Origin of the sequence: Burkholderia sp. SCN-KJ, assembly GCF_024656005.1 — a bacterium.
Classification (GTDB): Bacteria; Pseudomonadota; Gammaproteobacteria; order Burkholderiales; family Burkholderiaceae; genus Burkholderia.
In genome coordinates this window covers 271,760-289,691 of record NZ_JANKOG010000004.1, presented here as the reverse complement: position 1 = coordinate 289,691, position 17,932 = coordinate 271,760, and the positions used below count along the sequence as shown (strand labels likewise).

Below are 17,932 nucleotides of genomic sequence, written 5' to 3'. Positions count from 1 at the left end.
ATCCATGAAGACTTTGCGTGTTGCCTCGCTCTTGACCGGTATGACGGCCGTGCTCGTGTCGGGCGCAGCAATGGCGGGAGTCAATGTCGGGATCAACGTCGGCGTGCCGGCTCCGGTCTACGTCGCACCCGCGCCCGTGTATGCGCCGCCGCCTCCGCCGGTCGTCTACCAGCCGGCGCCCGTGTATGCGCCGGCGCCCGTCTACGCGCCGGCCCCGGCGATCGTGATCGGCTGGCACGGCGATCGCTACTGGGACGGCCGCCGCTACTGGGGCCGCGACGAGTGGTATCGCCATCATGGCCGCGGCTGGCACGGCGATCGCGGTCACTGGGACAACGGCCGTCACAACGGCTGGCGCTGATCGATCTGCGGCGCACGCGCGATGCGTGCGCGCCCTCGAAGGAAAACCGCCCGTGTGAACTGAACACCGGGCGGTTTTTCTTTGCCGGTGCGAGTCGCACGCGGCAGCCGCAACGCGCCGGTGCCGTGCGCGAAAACCCGCAAGTTGGCTCGACGTCGAATTGAATGGGTAGAATCGACCCACGTTCCATCCCTCAATCGACCGACAGGGCCTCTATGACGAAGGGTTCGCCCCGGACCGCCGCCACCCGCATCCGCTTCGGCGCCGCGCATGCGGTACGGGCCGCCGGCCGCACGGCGGCAGCATGGGCACTCCAGGCGGTACTGGCTGCAACCGCCGCGCACGCGGCCTATGCGATCGCGCAGTACGGCGAGCCGAAATATCCGCCGGGCTTCAGGCATTTCGACTACGTGAACCCCGACGCGCCGAAGGGCGGCACGCTCGTGCTCGCGAACCCGAGCCGGCTCACGTCGTTCGACAAGTTCAATCCGTTCACGATGCGCGGCAACCCCGCGCCGGGCATCGACCTGCTGTTCGAGAGCCTCGCGACCGGCAGCATGGACGAACCGGCATCCGCCTACGGGCTGCTCGCCGACGACATCGCGATCGCGCCGGACCGCCGCTCGGTCACGTTTCACCTGAACCCGCGCGCGCGCTTTTCGAACGGCGATCCGGTCACGGCCGACGACGTCAGGTTTTCGTTCGACACGCTGAAGAGCAAGCAGGCCGCACCGCAGTTCGGCGCGTATTTCGCGGAGATCGCGAAGGCGGTGGTGGTCGATCCCGCGACCGTGCGTTTCGAGTTCCGCAGCACGAACCGCGAGCTGCCGCTGATCGCCGGCGGCGTGCCGGTGTTCTCGCGCAAGTGGGGGCTGCGCGCGGACGGTTCGCGGATTCCGTTCGACCAGCTCGCGTTCGAGCAGCCGATCGGCAGCGGCCCGTACCTGATCGAGCGCTACGACAACGGCCGCACGATTACCTATCGGCGCAATCCCGCGTACTGGGGCGCCGACCTTCCGGTGCGGGTCGGCACCGACAACTTCGAGCGGATCGTCTACAAGCTCTACGGCGACGGCGTCGCGCGGCTCGAGGCGTTCAAGGCCGGCGAGTACGACGTGCTGGTCGAATACATCGCGCGCAACTGGACGCGGCGCGACGTCGGCAAGCGCTTCGACAGCGGCGAGCTCGTCAAGCGCGAGTTCCGCCAGCACAACGGCGCGGGCATGCAGGGCTTCTTCATGAACCTGCGCCGGCCGCTGTTTCGCGACGTGCGCGTGCGCCAGGCGCTCGATCTCGCGTTCGACTTCGAATGGCTGAACCGCCAGTTGTTCTATAGCGCGTACACGCGCCTCGACAGCTATTTCGCCGATACCGACCTGCAGGCGACCGGTACGCCGGGCCCGGGCGAACTGAAGCTGCTGGAGCCGTTGCGCACGCAACTCGACCCGGCCGTGTTCGGCCCGATGGTCACGCAGCCGAACACGAACCCGCCGGGCTCGCTGCGCGCGAACCTGCTGAAGGCGCGCGCGCTGCTCGCGCAGGCCGGCTGGACCTACCGCGACGGCGCGTTGCGCAACGCGCAGGGCGAGCCGTTCACGTTCGAGATCCTCGACGATTCGGGCGCGGCGATGGAAGGCGTCGTGACCGCCTACCAGCGCAATCTCGCGAAGCTCGGCATCGACGCGCGTTTTCGCACGGCCGATTACGCGCTGCTGCAGAAGCGCCTCGACGCGTTCGACTACGACATGACGACGGTTCGCCTGCCGGGTGTGCAGGTGCCGGGCGCCGAGCAGTTCTCGCGCTACGGCAGCAAGTTCGCGGACGAACCGGGCTCCGACAACATCATCGGCCTGAAGTCGCCGGCCGTCGACGCGCTGCTGCATGCGCTCGGCGCCGCGCAGACGCGCGAGGACCTGCTCGACGCGACGCATGCGCTCGACCGCGTGCTGATGCACGGCTATTACGCGGTTCCGCAGTGGTACAGCACCACGCACCGGATCGCATACAAGCGCACGCTCGGCTATCCGCAAACGCTGCCGCTGTACTATTCGGCCGAGGGCTGGGTCGTATCGACCTGGTGGGCCAAGCCCGATCACTGAAGCCTGCCGGCCCTTCGTTCAACCCAGCCTATCGATCGCGAGTCGACGCCCTATGTGGAGCTACATCCTCAAACGCCTGCTGCTGATGATCCCGACGCTCGTCGGCGTGCTCACGCTCACGTTCGCGGTGATCCAGTTCGTGCCGGGCGGCCCGGTCGAACAGGCCGTGCAGGAACTGCGCAAGGGCGCGACGGAGCAGGGCGCGGCGCCGTTCGGAATGCGTGCGCACACCGGCGTCGACGCGCAGCAGCTCGCGCAGCTCAAGGCGCTGTACGGCTTCGACAAGCCGCCGCTCGAGCGTTACTGGCTGATGCTGAAGCGTTTCGCGCGCTTCGATCTCGGCGACAGCTACTTCCGCCACCAGAGCGTGTGGTCGCTGGTCGTGCAGAAGCTGCCGGTGTCGATCAGCATCGGGCTGTGGACGTTCTTCGTCACCTACCTGATCTCCGTGCCGCTCGGCATCGCGAAGGCCGTGCGCAACGGCTCGCCGTTCGATGTCGCGACGAGCCTCGTCGTGCTGGTCGGCTATGCGATTCCGGGCTTCGTGCTCGGCGTGCTGCTGCTCGTGCTGTTCGGCGGCGGCTCGTTCTGGCAGCTGTTCCCGCTGCGCGGGCTCACGTCGGACAACTTTTCCCAGCTGTCGCTCGCCGGCAAGGTGCTCGATTATCTGTGGCACATCGCGCTGCCGATCACGGCATCGGTCGTCGGCAGCTTCGCGGTCATCACGATGCTCACGAAGAACGCGTTCCTCGACGAAATCCGCAAGCAGTACGTGCTGACCGCGCGCGCGAAAGGGCTCGCCGAGCGCACCGTGCTGTGGAAGCACGTGTTCCGCAACGCGATGCTGCCGCTGATCGTCGGGTTTCCGGCCGCGTTCATCGGCGCGTTCTTCACGGGCAGCCTGCTGATCGAGACGCTGTTCTCGCTCGACGGCCTCGGGCTGCTGTCGTACGAGTCGGTCGTGCGGCGCGACTATCCGGTCGTGCTCGGCACGCTGTACCTGTTCACGCTGATCGGGCTCGCGACCAAGCTGATCTCGGACCTCTGCTATGTGTGGGTCGACCCGCGTATTCAATTCGACAACCTGGAGCGCTGACATGAAACCGTCCGCCAGCACGCCGCTCGCCGGCGCGCCCGTCCGCCTGCCCGCGCTCGCCGGGCGAGGTGCGCGATGAACCGGGCCGTCGTGTCGTCCCGCCTCGACGCGGCCCGTGCGCGCGTGTCGCCGTCGCCCGCGCGCCGCGTCTGGCAGCGCTTTCGCCAGCAGCGCCTCGGCTACTGGAGCTTCGTGATCTTCGTCGTCGCGTTCGCCGCGAGCCTCGCGGCGCCGCTGTGGTCGAACGACAAGCCGCTCGTCGTGCGCTACGACGGCCAGACCTATTTCCCGATGTTCCATGCGTATCCGGAGACGACCTTCGGCGGCGACTTCCCGACGCCGGCCGACTATCTCGATCCGTACGTCCGCAAGCGGCTCGAGGCGCCGGGCAATTTCGTCGTGTATCCGCCGAACCGCTATTACTACGACACGCTGAATTACTTCTCGAGCGTGCCGAATCCGGCGCCGCCGTCGCGTGCGAACTGGCTCGGCACCGACGCGCACGGGCGCGACCTGCTCGCGCGGCTCGTGTACGGGTTCCGCGTGTCGGTCGAGTTCGGGCTGGTCCTGACCGCGATCGGCACGCTGCTCGGGATCGCCGCGGGCGCCGTGCAGGGCTTCTTCGGCGGGCGCATCGACATCGTCGGGCAGCGGCTGATCGAGATCTGGAGTTCGCTGCCGGAGCTGTACCTGCTGATCATCTTCGCGTCGATCTTCGAGCCGAGCTTCCTGCTGCTGATCGTGCTGCTGTCGCTGTTCGGCTGGATCGGCCTGGCCGACTACGTGCGCGCCGAGTTCCTGCGCAACCGCATGCAGGACTACGTGCGCGCGGCCCGCGCGATGGGGCTCACGAACTGGCAGATCATCTGGCGCCACGTGCTGCCGAACAGCATGACGCCCGTGATCACGTTCCTGCCGTTCCGGATGAGCGGCGCGATCCTCGCGCTCACGAGCCTCGACTTCCTCGGGCTCGGCGTGCCGCCGCCGACGCCGAGCCTCGGCGAGCTGCTCGCGCAGGGCAAGGGCAACCTCGATGCGTGGTGGATCTCGCTGTCGACGTTCGGCGTGCTGGTCGCGACGCTGCTGCTGCTGACCTTCATGGGCGACGCGCTGCGCAACGCGCTCGACACGCGGATCGCCGATTCGGTGCGCGCGGCAGGAGGCCAGCGATGAGCGACACGGCCGTATCGAACGCGGGCGAGCCGCTGCTGTCGCTCGACCATCTGCAGGTGCGCTTCGGCGACACGGTGGCCGTCGACGACGTGACGCTCGCGATCGGCCGCGGCGAGCGCGTCGCGCTCGTCGGCGAGTCGGGTTCGGGCAAGAGCGTGACCGCGCTGTCGATCCTGCGGCTGCTGCGCGACGCCGACGTGAGCGGCACGATCCGCTTCGCCGGCCATGACCTCGCCGGCAAGAGCGAACGCGAGATGCGCGGGCTACGCGGCTCGGACATCGCGATGATCTTCCAGGAGCCGATGACGGCGCTCAACCCGCTGTACACGATCGGCACGCAGATCGGCGAGACGATCGTGCTGCACGACGGCGTGACGGCGGTGGAGGCGCGCAAGCGCGCGATCGCGCTGCTTGCGCGCACCGGCATCGCGGAGCCGGAGCGGCGCGTCGACAGTTACCCGCACCAGTTGTCGGGCGGCCAGCGGCAGCGCGCGATGATCGCGATGGCGCTCGCCTGCCGGCCGCGCCTCCTGCTCGCGGACGAACCGACCACGGCGCTCGACGTGACGATCCGTGCGCAGATCGTCGAGCTGCTGCTCGAGCTGCAGCGCGAGGAGGCGGAAAAGCGCGGGATGGCGATCCTGCTGATCACGCACGACCTGAACCTCGTACGGCACTTCGCCGAGCGGGTCGCGGTGATGGAGCGCGGCAAGCTGGTCGAAAGCGGGCCGGTCGAGCGGATCTTCGCGGAGCCGGAGCATCCGTATACGCAGCGGCTGCTGAACAGCCGGCCGCAGCGCGCGGTCGCGCCGGTGATGCCGATCGCGCCCGTCGTGCTCGATGCGCGCCACGTCAGCGTGCAGTTCGCGCGCAAGCGGCCGGGCTTCGCAGGCTGGTTCGGCACGACGCCCGTGACGGCGGTCGCGGACGTGTCCGTGTCGGTGCGGCAGGGCGAGACGCTCGGGATCGTCGGCGAATCCGGCTCCGGGAAGTCGACGCTCGCGATGGCGCTGCTCGGGCTGCAAAGGACGGCCCACGGCGAGATCGAATTCCAGGGGCGCGCGCTGTCGACCTATCGCGGCCGCGAACAGACCGCGCTGCGCTCGAACATGCAGGTCGTCTTTCAGGATCCCTTCAGTTCACTGTCGCCGCGTCACACGATCGAGCGGATCGTCGGCGAGGGGCTCGAACTGCATCGCCCGGAACTCACGCCGGACGCGCGCCGCGCGAAGTCGCTGGCCGTGCTGCGCGAAGTCGGCCTCGACCGCACGGTGCTGCATCGCTATCCGCACGAATTCTCGGGCGGGCAGCGCCAGCGGATCGCGATCGCGCGCGCGCTGGTGCTGGAGCCGCGCATCCTGATCCTCGACGAACCGACGTCCGCGCTCGACGTGTCGATCCAGCAGCAGGTGCTGAAGCTGCTCGCGAATTTGCAACAGAAATACAACCTCGGCTATGTATTCATCAGCCACGACCTGGAGGTGATCGGCGCGATGGCGCACCGGGTCGCGGTGATGCAGGGCGGGGCGATCGTCGAGTCCGGCGACGTGGCCGATATCTTCACGAAACCGTCACATCCTTACACACAAAAGCTGTTGAAAGCGGTCTGGAAAGCGTGATAGGCGTCCAATGGTCTGACTATCTCGATTGTATTTTTTAATTTGTTTTGACAAACGATTACGCGCTGGCTAGTATCGACCGAAATTTTCCGCCAATCAGCTGATTTTTAAGCACATTCCATCGACCAATGCAGCATCGATCCCTGACCCAGGCATGCGCGCGCACCCTCGCCGGGCTGTTCATCGGCGCCCTGTTCGCAGCAGCTCCCGGCGCGTTCGCCGACGAAGTCAGCAGTTTTAACCAGAATGTCACGAATTCGACTCAAATCGGGTCGAGCTCCTCCCCCCAGCAGGCCAGCGCCCAGTCGTCGAGCGGCGGCGCGAAGTCGTTTCTTGCCGGCATGGCGGGCAAGGCCGGCGACGTCGTCGTCGGTGCGCTGAACATGATCGGCGTGCGTTACCGCTGGGGCGGCAACTCGCCGGATTCCGGCCTCGACTGCAGCGGGTTCGTGCGCTACGTGTTCCAGGACACGCTCGGCATGTCGCTGCCGCGTCGCGCCGAAGAGATGAGCCGCGTCGGCGAGAAGGTCAGCATGAGCAACCTGAAGCCGGGCGACCTCGTGTTCTTCAACACGATGCGCCGTACGTTCTCGCACGTCGGCATCTATATCGGCGACAACAAGTTCGTGCATTCGCCGTCGACGGGCAGCACGATTCGCGTCGACGATCTCGACAGCGGCTACTGGGAAAAGCGTTTCACCGGTGCGCGCCGGCTCGAGTCGGAGTTCCCGATGAAGGCCGACGACCTGCGCCAGCGCGTGCGTGCCACGATCGGCGACGACGCGGCGAACGGCAGCAACTGACCGACGCTCGCCGGCGAACCGCCGGATCCAAAAAACCCTGTCACCGGAAGGCGGCAGGGTTTTTTGTTTTGGGGCGTGCGCAAGCGGCTGGTGGCGGTGCCATCGTCGGTGGCGCGCTCGCGCTCGCTGTCGCGTCCCGCGTCCCGCGTCCCGCGTCCCGCGATGCGCCGCTTATGCCGCCGCGACGCCGCGGGCCGCCGCGAGCTTGCGCTGCAGCTCGGGCATGACGCGCGCGACGGCTTCCTCGCCCGCGAGGATCGCCGCATTGCGCTGGTTGAAGTCGCTGCCGCCCATCGCCGCGAGGTTCGGGCGGATCACGACGTCCGCGTATTTGTCGAGCTCGTAGGTCTTGATCGTCTGGCCCATGATCGTGAAGGTCTGCAGCAGCATATCGATCGGGTTGTTGGTCGCCGCGCCGTCCGGCCGCGACGAGATGTCGACCGCGATCACGAAGCTCGCGCCCATCTTGCGCGCGAACGACGCGGGCACCGGGCTCACGAGACCGCCGTCGACGTATTCGCGGTTGCCGATCTTCACGGGCTCGAACACCGACGGCACGCTGCACGACGCGCGCACCGCGAGCCCCGTATTGCCCTGCTGGAACAGGATCGGCTGGCCGTTCTGCAGGTCCGTCGCGACGATGCCGAGCGGCTTCGCCATCTTTTCGATCGGCCGGTTGTTGAGCGTCTTGTTCAGGAAGTTCTGCAGCGCCACGCCTTGCAGCAGCCCGCGCGAGCGGAACGGCAGCGCCCAGTCGCTGATCGCCGCCTGATCCATGTCGAGTGCGATCTTGTTGATCTGCAGCCCGCTCATCCCGGCGGCATAGAGCGCCCCGACCACCGAGCCCGCGCTCGTGCCCGCGACGATCTCGACCGGGATGCCGCGCGCCTCGAGCGCCTTCAGCACGCCGATGTGCGAGAAGCCGCGGGCGGCGCCGCCGCCGAGCGCGATGCCGATCTTCACGGGTTTCTCGCGCGACTGCGCGGGATTCGCGGCGTTGTCGGGGCGGGACTTGTCGCCGAACGACGTGCAGGCGGCGAGGCTGGCGGATGCGCAGGCGATCGTGAAGTGGCGGCGCGACAGGCGAGGGGACGACATCGAATGGTTCTCCGGCGGCTTGGCGGCGGGCCGTGCGGCCCGCGGCGGCGATAGGTTCCGAGCGGCCGCGCGGCACAAACCGCGCGGCCGGCGCGGCGCCGGCTGGCGGCCGCGGCGCGCACATCATAAAGCAAGCGGCGCGCTTGGCGCGAAGGGCGGCGCGAGTATAATTCCGGCTTCTTTCCCGTTCCGGGCGCGGCCGGCCCCAGTGCTGTCCGGGCTGTCGCCGTCGATCCCGCGTCGAATCATTCATGCGCCCCAGGCGTTCGAGTTACCGTTTATGACCCGTCCTGTCCGTACCCGCTTCGCGCCGAGTCCCACCGGCTTCATCCACCTCGGCAACATCCGCTCCGCGCTCTATCCGTGGGCGTTCGCGCGCAAGATGAAAGGCACGTTCGTGCTGCGTATCGAGGATACCGACGTCGAGCGTTCGTCGCAGGAAGCCGTCGACGCGATCCTCGAGGGGATGCAGTGGCTCGGCCTGGATTTCGACGAAGGCCCGATCTACCAGATGCAGCGGATGGACCGCTACCGCGCGGTGCTCGCGCAGATGCTCGAGCAGGGCCTCGCGTACCCGTGCTACATGTCGGCCGAGGAGCTCGACGCGCTGCGCGAACGCCAGCGCGAGGCCGGCCTCAAGCCGCGCTACGACGGCACGTGGCGTCCGGAGCCGGGCAAGGTGCTGCCCGAGCCGCCGGCCGGCGTGAAGCCGGTGCTGCGGTTCCGCAACCCGCTGACCGGCACGGTCGTGTGGGACGACGCGGTGAAGGGGCGTGTCGAGATCTCGAACGAGGAACTCGACGACCTCGTGATCGCGCGCCCGGACGGCACGCCGATCTACAACTTCTGCGTGGTCGTGGACGACATGGACATGAACATCACGCACGTGATCCGTGGCGACGACCACGTGAACAACACGCCGCGCCAGATCAACATCCTGCGCGCGCTCGGCGGCGAGCCGCCCGTCTACGCGCACCTGCCGACCGTGCTGAACGAGCAGGGCGAGAAGATGAGCAAGCGGCATGGCGCGATGAGCGTGATGGCGTACCGCGACGCCGGCTTCCTGCCGGAGGCCGTCGTCAACTACCTCGCGCGCCTCGGCTGGTCGCACGGCGACGCGGAAATCTTCTCGCGCGAGCAGTTCGTCGAATGGTTCGACCTCGAGCATCTCGGCAAGTCGCCCGCGCAGTACGACCACAGCAAGCTGAGCTGGCTGAACGCCCATTACATCAAGGAAGCGGACAACGCGCGCCTCGCCGCGCTGGCGAAGCCGTTCCTCGACGCGCTCGGCATCGACGACGCGGCGATCGCGACGGGCCCCGCGCTCGACGCGGTGGTCGGCCTGATGAAGGACCGCGCGACGACGGTCAAGGAGATCGCCGAAGGCGCCGCGATGTTCTACCGCGTGCCGGCGCCGGATGCCGACGCGCTCGCGCAGCACGTGACCGATGCGGTGCGCCCGGCACTGGCCGACCTCGTCGCCGCGCTGAAGGCGGCCGACTGGACGAAGGAAGCGGTGTCCGCCGCGCTGAAGGCGACGCTCGGCGCGCACAAGCTGAAGATGCCGCAGCTCGCGATGCCGGTGCGCCTGCTGGTGGCGGGCACGACGCATACGCCGTCGATCGACGCGGTGCTCGTGCTGTTCGGCCGTGACGTCGTGGTGTCGCGTATCGAGGCCGCGCTGGCCTGAGGTTGGAGCGGATGCGAAGCCGCTCGCGCAGGGTGTCACGGCGGCTTCGCAAAAAATTTCGCTCGAATCGCAAAAAGGGTATTTACAAGTTCAAATTCGGTCCATATAATCTCATTTCTGTTCTGCAAGGGGGGTATAGCTCAGCTGGGAGAGCGCTTGCATGGCATGCAAGAGGTCAGCGGTTCGATCCCGCTTACCTCCACCATCAGAGCAGAACGAATTGATTTGCGAAGCAGCGGTAGTAAGTAATAAATGCTTCACAAAATGATTTAAAGCAGTTAGAATTTCGGCCTTCGCTGTTGATGATGAATGAATAGCGAAAGCCAGACAGATCTGAAAAGATCATGTCCCCTTCGTCTAGAGGCCTAGGACATCACCCTTTCACGGTGAGTACAGGGGTTCGAATCCCCTAGGGGACGCCAGATTCAGCGGCGTTTCGTAGAAGTGTCGCTAGGCTTGCAGGAACGTAACCGACGTCCTGCAGGTAACGGTGCAGAAAGTTGGAGCGGTAGTTCAGTCGGTTAGAATACCGGCCTGTCACGCCGGGGGTCGCGGGTTCGAGTCCCGTCCGCTCCGCCAGAACGAAGCCCGTTCAAGACGTTTTTGAGCGGGCTTTTGTATTAAAGATGTAAGCAGTACGTTGTCCCCTTCGTCTAGAGGCCTAGGACATCACCCTTTCACGGTGAGTACAGGGGTTCGAATCCCCTAGGGGACGCCAGGATTCAGCGGCGTTTCGTAGTAGAAGTGTCGCAACGCTTGCAGGACGTGAACGAGGTCCTGCAGGTGAGAGTGAAGAAAGCTGGAGCGGTAGTTCAGTTGGTTAGAATACCGGCCTGTCACGCCGGGGGTCGCGGGTTCGAGCCCCGTCCGCTCCGCCAGAACAAAGCCCGTTCAAATGAACGTTTTGAGCGGGCTTTTGCGTTAAAGATGTAAGCAGTACGTTGTCCCCTTCGTCTAGAGGCCTAGGACATCACCCTTTCACGGTGAGTACAGGGGTTCGAATCCCCTAGGGGACGCCAGATTTCGGCGTCGTTCGAACAAACGATGCGCCGGCAGGAAGTAACCGACGCCTGCCAGGCAAGAAGCAAGACTGGAGCGGTAGTTCAGTCGGTTAGAATACCGGCCTGTCACGCCGGGGGTCGCGGGTTCGAGTCCCGTCCGCTCCGCCAGAAAATGAAAAGGCCCGCCTCGTGCGGGCTTTTTCATTTGCATCGTCGGTTGCGCTCGCTTGCGAGCGCGTGACTGCGGAGCGGAGGAAGCCGCCTGCGCGGCTTCCGGCGGGACGCGAAGGGCTGCGCGTGTACGCGCAGCCGCGGCCTGCAGGATGTAGGCGAGTCCCGTCCGCTCCGCCAGAAAATGAAAAAGCCCGCCTCGTGCGGGCTTTTTCATCTGCGTCGCCGATCCGGCGCCACTACGAGAAATTCGCGATTGCATCCGCCCGCGACTGCGCTATCGTGGCGGAATGCGTTTTTGACCCCTGCGCGATGCTCGATCCGACCGACCTGCGATTGCTGTATCAGCTCCGGCCCGCGGAGCCTGGCGATTTTCCGTTTGCCGAGGCGCTGACGCACGGCAACATGGGCGGCTATTACAAGCGCCATGGGCTCGTCTGGCGCAGCGACCTGTTCTATGCGAGCTGGCGCGAATCCGAAAACTTCATCCTGGAAGCCGACGGCGAACGTATCGGCGTGCTGCGCGTGACCGAGGAGGGCGATTCGCTGCACATCCGCGACGTGCAGATCGCGGCCGGCCATCGCGGACAGGGCGCCGGCACCTACATGCTCGACATGTCGCATCGCTGGGCGCGCGCCCGCGGGCTGCACGAACTGCAGTTGCGTGTGTTCGTCGACAATCCGGCCGCGCGCCTCTACCTGCGCATGGGCTACCGCGTCACCGGGCCGAGGCTGGCCCAGCTCGGCTCGATTCGCCACATGGTGCGTCCGGTTTGAGCGCGTAACGGGTACCCACGCGGGGGGCACGCAGCGACGGTCAGCGGGCAGTGTCGATCGAGTCGATCGCGTCGTCGTCGGGGGCGTCGTCGGTTGCGATGCCGTCTTCCGCGCCGCGATGCTCGTAGCCGCGCAGCATGAACGCGCGGGGGCTTTCGCCGAACGCGCGCCGGAACATCGCCGAAAACGCGCTCTGGCTCTGGTAGCCGAGTTCGCGTGCGATATGCGACAGCGGGCGCCCCTGGTTCAACAGCGGGATCGCGCGCGCGAGCAGCGCCTGCTGCCGCCACTGCGAAAAACTCACGCCCAGTTCCTGCCTGAACAGCCGCGAGATCGTGCGCGTGCTCGCGCCGACCTCGCTCGCCCAGTGTTCGAGCGATTCCGCATGCGCCGGTTGCGCGAGCACCGCCTCGCACAGCATGCGCAGCCGCTTCTCGTCGGGCATCGGCACCGCGAGCGGCAGCGGTTCGGCGCGGCTCAGCTCGTCGAGCACGAGCCCGCACAGCAGCCGTTCGCGGGTGCCGCTCAGGTCGCGCGCGTCGAGCGCGACGATCAGTTCGCGCAGCAAGCCCGTCACCTCGACCACCCGGCATGCGTCGAGCCCATCCGGCACGACCGACTCGTCGATGTACAGCGTGCGCAAGTACGCTTCCTCGACGATCACGACCTCGTGCGTGACGTGCGGCGGCACCCAGATCGCGCGGGAAGGCGGCACCATCCACGTCGTCCCGGTCGTCGCGACGCGCAGCACGCCGCGCGATGCATACGCAAGTTGCGCCCACGCGTGCGTGTGCAGCGGGATCCGGCGGCCGGCGTCCACCTGCCGCGCCCGGACCCGCATCGGATGGACGCGGGTCGGCGCGAACTCGGGCGGGATGTCGATGACGTCGTACGGGTTCGATGCGTCGGCTTGGGCTGGCGGGTTCATGGACGATTCGGTCGGCGCGGCGGCGATGCCGTCATTTTAGAAGGCGCCGCGCAGGCGCATGCGGCGGTTTTTCGGCCGATAATGCACGGTTCAAATGAACTTTGTATGGGGCAGCACGTGTTCCGGCCGGCGCAAGCCCGGGCCAGCGTGATGCGTCGCGCCGAAAAGAACCATCGTGCCGCCGGCGTGGTCTATCGATGCGGGCGCGTTTTCGCACAAGCAGCGCCCCGAAGGCGCCGGCACCCGCGGCACGGCCGCGACGGCCCGGCACGGCAACACCTGAATCGAAGAGGAGGACCACGATGCGCCATGTATTCGTCTACGGCACGTTGAGAGCGGGAGAAGCCAACGACATCGGCCAGGCGGCCGCGCGGCACGGGATCGCCGCGCCGACGCTGCTCGGGGCGGCCGCACTGCCGGGCGAACTGTACGATTTCGGCACGTATCCGGGCATGGTGCCCGGGCCGGCCGGCCGGTCGCTCGTGTGGGGCGACGTCTACGAGATCGACGAGCGACTGGTGCCCGTGCTCGACGAGATCGAGCGCGTCTATCCGGGCGTCGACACGCTGTTCCGGCAGGAGCCGGTGACCGTCGAACTCGGCGGTCGTGCCTATGCGTGCGTCTACTATCCGGTCGCCGCGCATGCGGCAGCCGACCGTCCGCGCATCGCATCGGGCGACTGGGTTCAGCACCGGCGCGAGCGGGAAGCCGCCGCCGCATCCGCATAGCGAACCCGCTGCGCAGCAAAGGAAAAGCGCCCCGCGGGGCGCTTTTTTCATGCCGCCGAGTCGAGCGACCGGCGGCGGGCAGGACCGGGCGACCCGGCCCGCGTCGTCAGATTTCCTCGTACAGCGGCAGCGTCAGGAATTCGGTGAAGCCTTCCGACGTCGACATCTGCTCGAAGATCGCCGCGGCGCGCTCGTACGGCTGCGTGTTGCCGCCGACCGAACGCTTCACGTTGTCGAGCTCGGCCTTCGTGAACTCGCGCACGAGCTCGGCGGTGACCTTGCGGCCGTCGTCGAGCACGCCCTTCGGCGAGCGGATCCACTGCCACACCTGCGAGCGGGAGATCTCGGCGGTCGCCGCGTCTTCCATCAGGTTGTGGATCGGCACGCAGCCGTTGCCGTCGAGCCAGGCGCCGAGATAGTGGATGCCGACGTTGATGTTGTTGCGCAGGCCGGCTTCGGTGATCGGCGCTTCAGGCTGGAAGTCGAGCAGGTTCTTGCCTTCGATCTGCACGTCGTCGCGTTGCTTCGCGATCTGGTTGGGCTTGTCGCCGAGCACCTTGACGAATTCCTCCATCGCGATCGGCACGAGGCCCGGGTGCGCGACCCAGCCGCCGTCGTAGCCGTCGGTCGCGTCGCGCTGCTTGTCCGCGCGCACGCCGCCCATCGCCTTGTCGTTCGCTTCCGGATCGTTCTTGATCGGGATCAGCGCGCTCATTCCGCCGATCGCCGGCGCATTGCGCTTGTGACAGGTCTTCAGCAGCAGCAGCGCGTACGCGCGCATGAACGGCACCGTCATCGTGATCTTCGAGCGGTCGGCCAGGCAGAAGTCGCGGTCGTTCTTGAACTTCTTGATCGCCGAGAAGATGTAGTCCCAGCGGCCGGCGTTCAGGCCCGAGCTGTGTTCGCGCAGTTCGTACAGGATCTCGTCCATCTCGAACGCGGCGAGGATCGTCTCGATCAGCACCGTCGCGCGGATCGTGCCGCGCGGCACGCCGACGGCCTCCTGTGCCGCGACGAAGATGTCGTTCCACAGGCGCGCTTCGAGATGGCTTTCCATCTTCGGCAGGTAGAAGTACGGGCCCGAGCCGCGCGCGATCAGTTCCTTCGCGTTGTGGAACAGGAACAGCGCGAAATCGAAGATGCCACCGGACACGCGCTGGCCGTCGACCGTCACGTGCTTCTCGTCGAGATGCCAGCCGCGCGGGCGCACGATCAGCGTCGCGACCTTGTCGTTCAGCCGGTACGACTTGCCGTTCTGTTCGAGCGAGATCGTGCGGCGCACCGCGTCCTTCAGGTTGATCTGGCCGTCGATCTGGTTCGTCCAGCTCGGCGCGTTCGAATCCTCGAAGTCCGTCATGTACGAATCGGCGCCCGAGTTCAGCGCGTTGATGATCATCTTGCGCTCGACGGGGCCGGTGATCTCGACGCGGCGGCATTGCAGGTCGGCCGGCAGCGGCGCGACCTTCCAGTCGCCCTCGCGGATCGCCTTCGTGTCGGCCAGGAAATCGGGGCGCTCGCCGGCGTCGAGGCGCTTGGTGCGTTCGACGCGGGCCTGCAGCAGTGCCCGGCGGCGCGGCTCGAACGTGCGGTGCAGCGCCGCGACGAGCGCGAGTGCTTCAGGCGTCAGGATCGCTTCGTAACCCGGCTTGATTTCGCCGGTGATCGCCATGCCTTGCGGCAGCGTGATCGGGGTGCTCATGAGTCTCATCTCCTTGGTCGGTCAGTTGCGGTTTCGGTGAAGGGGGAAGGCGGCAGCGCAGCGAACGTCATGCGCCCGGGCCGGGGCGCGCGCGGTTCGCGGGTCTGCCGGACGGAGCCGGGGTGGCGAGGAATGCGAGCAGGTCGGCCATGCCGCTGCCGGTGCCGTCGGGCGGCGCGCCGAGTTCCTCGGCGGGCGCACCCGTGCGGTTGAGCCAGAACGTCGTGTAGCCGAACCAGGCGGCCCCCGCGACGTCCCAGGCGTTCGACGACACGAACACGATGTCGCGCGGGTTCGCGCCGAACGCGGCGGTGCCGAGTGCGTACGCGACCGGGCTCGGCTTGTACGCGCGTACCGCGTCGGCCGACAGCACGCGATCGAACAGGCCGGTCATGCCAGCGCTCTTGATCGCGATGTCGAGCATCTCCGGGTTGCCGTTCGACAGGATCGCGAGCGGCGGGCGCGGGTCGAGCGCGCGCAGCTTGCGCAGCGCGGGCACCGTGTCGGGATAAGTGGACAGGCACGCGTATTCGTCCATCAGCCGCTTCTCGGCCGCGCTGTTCAGCGCGAGCCCGAGCCTGCGCGCGGCGAACCGCAGCGCGTCGAGCGTGATGTCGCGGAACGGGCGATAGCGGGCGCCGGACGGATCGGCGAGCGTGCGCAACTGCGAGTATTCGATTTGCTTGCGTCGCCACAGCCGCGACAACCGGTCCCCGTGACCGGGAAACATCTGCTCTGCCGCGGCCACGACCGCATGCACGTCGAACAACGTGCCGAATGCATCGAAGAGGATTGCGTCGGGAGAGGAGAGTGTCGTTGTGGCCGACATAGCCTTGCGCTCCAGTTTCAGAGGTCGGAAACGATTTTATTCGTGCTCGTCAGTGCTAAAAAAGACGCTAAACATCACTTGATCTTTTACTTTCATATACATAATCTTGACGGCTCAAGCTATTTGAAGGGCGGGAGCGCCGCCCTTGCGAGTCATGGACCGGTTCAAACAGATCGAAACGTTCGCCGCGGTCGCGGCGAAGGGCAGCCTGTCGGCGGCCGCGCACGCGGAAGGCGTCGCGCCGGCGATCATCGGCCGCCGCCTCGACGCGCTCGAGGAGCGGCTCGGCGTCAAGCTGCTGGTGCGGACCACGCGCAAGCTCACGCTGACCTTCGAGGGTTCGGCCTTCCTCGAGGATTGCCAGCGGATCATCAACGACATGCAGAACGCGGAGGCGAGCGTGTCCGCCGGCGGCGTGAAGGCGAGCGGCCACCTGCGCATTTCCGCGCCGGCCGGCTTCGGGCGGCGCCACGTCGCGCCGCTCGTGCCCGAATTCAGCGGCGCGCATCCGGACGTGTCGGTCACGCTCGACCTGTCCGACCGGATGGTCGACCTCGTCAACGAAGGGTTCGATTGCGCGGTGCGGCTCGGCGAGCTGCCCGATTCGTCGCTGGTGTCGCTGAAGCTCGGCGAGAACCGGCGCGTGTGCGTCGCGTCCCCCGCGTATCTCGCGCGGCGCGGCACGCCGGCCACGCTTGCGGAACTCGCGCGCCACAACTGCCTCGCGCTTGCCGCGAATGCGAACCAGCAGCGCGGCTGGGCGTTCCAGGAGGACGACAAGGTGGTGTCGATCCGCGTGAACGGCACGATGGAATGCTCGGACGGCGCGGTGCTGCACGAGTGGTGCCTCGCCGGCTACGGCCTGGCATGGCGATCGTGGTGGGAGGTCGGCGACGACATCGCGGCCGGCCGCCTCGTCACCGTGCTCGACGCGTTCGCGGCGCCGCCGATCGGCATCCACGCGGTGTTTCCGCAGCGCCGTCACCTGCCGCTGCGCGTGCGGCTGTTTCTCGATTACCTGAAACATACGTACGAACGGCCCGGGTATTGGGGCGAGTAGGGCGGGGGCGAGCAGGGCGCACCGGCCCGCGCGTTTCCGATATGAGGGCGAACCCGCTGCCGGCGCCGGTCGCCCGGTTTCGCGCACTACAATCGAAACTGGCATGCGCGACGCGCCGGAGCCGGCCCGCATGGGTTCGCGGCGCGCGCGGTGCGTCTGACGCAGGAGGGCGCGATGTTCCGGCACATCCTCGTTCCAACCGACGGTTCCGAACTGTCGCAGAAGGCGATCGACGGCGCGATCGACCTGGCGCGCGCGGTCGGCGCGCGGGTCACGGCCTATGCGTGCCTGCCGCAGTATCCGTACTCGCCGTTTTCCGAAGTGATCATCGAGCCGCCCGCCGATTTCCGCGCGCGCAGCGAGCGCGAGGCACGCGCGCACCTGGACGACGTGCAGGCGGCCGCGAAGGCGGCCGGCGTCGTTTGCGACAGCTGGACGAGCGTGCATCCGTCGCCGTACCTCGGCATCATCGAGGCGGCCGAACGTGGCGGCTGCGACGTGATCTTCATGGCGTCCCACGGACGCCGCGGGCTCGGCAGCCTGCTGATCGGCAGCGAAACGCAGCGCGTGCTGACCCATACGAAAATTCCGGTGATCGTCTATCGGTAGACGCGGCGCCCGTCGTTCGTAGCCGCGCGGGCGACAGCACGGCGGCGCCGCTGAAAAAAGGGCGCGCCGGACGAGGCCGGCGCGCGTCGTTGCTGGCGGCCACTGGCCGCGCGCGACCGGTCGCGCGACGTCGATCGCGCGCCAGCCGTCTCCTCCCTGATTGTTGTCCGGTGCCGCCGATGCCGCGCCGT

The 17,932-nt window shown here is 67.2% G+C and carries 15 protein-coding genes and 7 tRNA genes; 18 read left to right on the top strand and 4 right to left on the bottom strand.

The annotated features are described in order from the left end of the window. Nucleotides 1-4 precede the first annotated feature (4 nt). The 6 genes from NQV17_RS09420 (at nucleotide 5) to NQV17_RS09395 (ending at nucleotide 7,151) form a co-directional block, all read left to right on the top strand. Nucleotides 5-361, top strand: a complete 357-nt coding sequence (locus NQV17_RS09420) for a hypothetical protein (RefSeq protein WP_257771852.1) — start codon at nucleotides 5-7, stop codon at nucleotides 359-361. A 215-nt stretch (nucleotides 362-576) separates the two neighbouring features. Then, complete coding sequence (locus tag NQV17_RS09415; protein WP_257771672.1) at nucleotides 577-2,460, top strand: extracellular solute-binding protein; 1,884 nt, start codon at nucleotides 577-579, stop codon at nucleotides 2,458-2,460. Nucleotides 2,461-2,512: 52 nt separating this feature from the next. After that, on the top strand, nucleotides 2,513-3,556 hold the full coding sequence (locus NQV17_RS09410) for a microcin C ABC transporter permease YejB (RefSeq protein WP_124488275.1): 1,044 nt from the start codon (nucleotides 2,513-2,515) through the stop codon (nucleotides 3,554-3,556). Nucleotides 3,557-3,631: 75 nt separating this feature from the next. After that, complete coding sequence (locus NQV17_RS09405) at nucleotides 3,632-4,729, top strand: ABC transporter permease (RefSeq protein WP_257771669.1); 1,098 nt, start codon at nucleotides 3,632-3,634, stop codon at nucleotides 4,727-4,729. Continuing rightward, a complete protein-coding gene (locus NQV17_RS09400) occupies nucleotides 4,726-6,348 on the top strand; it encodes an ABC transporter ATP-binding protein (RefSeq protein ID WP_257771667.1) in 1,623 nt (540 codons plus the stop codon). The genes NQV17_RS09405 and NQV17_RS09400 overlap by 4 nt, the downstream gene beginning before the upstream one ends. A gap of 128 nt (nucleotides 6,349-6,476) precedes the next feature. Next, complete coding sequence (locus NQV17_RS09395; protein ID WP_257771665.1) at nucleotides 6,477-7,151, top strand: C40 family peptidase; 675 nt, start codon at nucleotides 6,477-6,479, stop codon at nucleotides 7,149-7,151. 171 nt (nucleotides 7,152-7,322) lie between these two features. On the opposite strand, the gene NQV17_RS09390 is transcribed toward NQV17_RS09395, so the two are convergent. Continuing rightward, nucleotides 7,323-8,249: a patatin-like phospholipase family protein gene (locus tag NQV17_RS09390; protein WP_257771663.1), complete on the bottom strand. Its 927-nt coding sequence runs from the start codon at nucleotides 8,247-8,249 to the stop codon at nucleotides 7,323-7,325. A 280-nt stretch (nucleotides 8,250-8,529) separates the two neighbouring features. Here NQV17_RS09390 and gltX point away from each other — a divergent pair, with 280 nt between their 5' ends. The 9 genes from gltX to NQV17_RS09345 all read left to right on the top strand — a co-directional run bounded on the left by gltX (nucleotide 8,530) and on the right by NQV17_RS09345 (nucleotide 11,888). Next, nucleotides 8,530-9,939: a glutamate--tRNA ligase gene (gene gltX, locus NQV17_RS09385; RefSeq protein WP_124488272.1), complete on the top strand. Its 1,410-nt coding sequence runs from the start codon at nucleotides 8,530-8,532 to the stop codon at nucleotides 9,937-9,939. A 129-nt stretch (nucleotides 9,940-10,068) separates the two neighbouring features. After that, nucleotides 10,069-10,144, top strand: a tRNA-Ala gene (locus NQV17_RS09380). A 141-nt stretch (nucleotides 10,145-10,285) separates the two neighbouring features. Continuing rightward, a tRNA-Glu gene (locus NQV17_RS09375) sits at nucleotides 10,286-10,361 on the top strand. A gap of 80 nt (nucleotides 10,362-10,441) precedes the next feature. Then, nucleotides 10,442-10,518, top strand: a tRNA-Asp gene (locus tag NQV17_RS09370). Between the two features lie 63 nt (nucleotides 10,519-10,581). After that, nucleotides 10,582-10,657 (top strand) — tRNA-Glu (locus tag NQV17_RS09365). Between the two features lie 83 nt (nucleotides 10,658-10,740). Beyond that, nucleotides 10,741-10,817 (top strand) — tRNA-Asp (locus tag NQV17_RS09360). Nucleotides 10,818-10,882: 65 nt separating this feature from the next. After that, nucleotides 10,883-10,958 (top strand) — tRNA-Glu (locus tag NQV17_RS09355). Nucleotides 10,959-11,031: 73 nt separating this feature from the next. Continuing rightward, a tRNA-Asp gene (locus NQV17_RS09350) sits at nucleotides 11,032-11,108 on the top strand. A 315-nt stretch (nucleotides 11,109-11,423) separates the two neighbouring features. Beyond that, complete coding sequence (locus NQV17_RS09345; protein WP_014896698.1) at nucleotides 11,424-11,888, top strand: GNAT family N-acetyltransferase; 465 nt, start codon at nucleotides 11,424-11,426, stop codon at nucleotides 11,886-11,888. Nucleotides 11,889-11,928: 40 nt separating this feature from the next. Here the strand turns inward: NQV17_RS09345 and NQV17_RS09340 are convergent, their stop codons facing one another. After that, a complete protein-coding gene (locus tag NQV17_RS09340) occupies nucleotides 11,929-12,816 on the bottom strand; it encodes a helix-turn-helix domain-containing protein (RefSeq protein ID WP_257771660.1) in 888 nt (295 codons plus the stop codon). A 302-nt stretch (nucleotides 12,817-13,118) separates the two neighbouring features. On the opposite strand from NQV17_RS09340, the gene NQV17_RS09335 reads away from it, so the two are divergent. After that, nucleotides 13,119-13,544 (top strand): gamma-glutamylcyclotransferase, encoded by a 426-nt coding sequence (locus tag NQV17_RS09335; protein ID WP_257771658.1) that lies wholly within the window; start codon nucleotides 13,119-13,121, stop codon nucleotides 13,542-13,544. Between the two features lie 106 nt (nucleotides 13,545-13,650). Here NQV17_RS09335 and aceB read toward each other — a convergent pair whose 3' ends face one another. After that, nucleotides 13,651-15,243, bottom strand: coding sequence for a malate synthase A (gene aceB, locus NQV17_RS09330; protein WP_257771656.1), 1,593 nt, complete (start codon nucleotides 15,241-15,243; stop codon nucleotides 13,651-13,653). Between the two features lie 67 nt (nucleotides 15,244-15,310). Continuing rightward, entirely contained in the window at nucleotides 15,311-16,072 is a 762-nt protein-coding gene (locus NQV17_RS09325) for a haloacid dehalogenase type II (RefSeq protein WP_044847958.1), read from the bottom strand. A 154-nt stretch (nucleotides 16,073-16,226) separates the two neighbouring features. Here NQV17_RS09325 and NQV17_RS09320 point away from each other — a divergent pair, with 154 nt between their 5' ends. Together NQV17_RS09320 and NQV17_RS09315 are read left to right on the top strand one after the other, a co-directional pair. Then, entirely contained in the window at nucleotides 16,227-17,132 is a 906-nt protein-coding gene (locus NQV17_RS09320) for a LysR family transcriptional regulator (RefSeq protein WP_257771653.1), read from the top strand. 174 nt (nucleotides 17,133-17,306) lie between these two features. Then, entirely contained in the window at nucleotides 17,307-17,741 is a 435-nt protein-coding gene (locus NQV17_RS09315; RefSeq protein ID WP_059459679.1) for a universal stress protein, read from the top strand. Nucleotides 17,742-17,932: the final 191 nt, after the last annotated feature.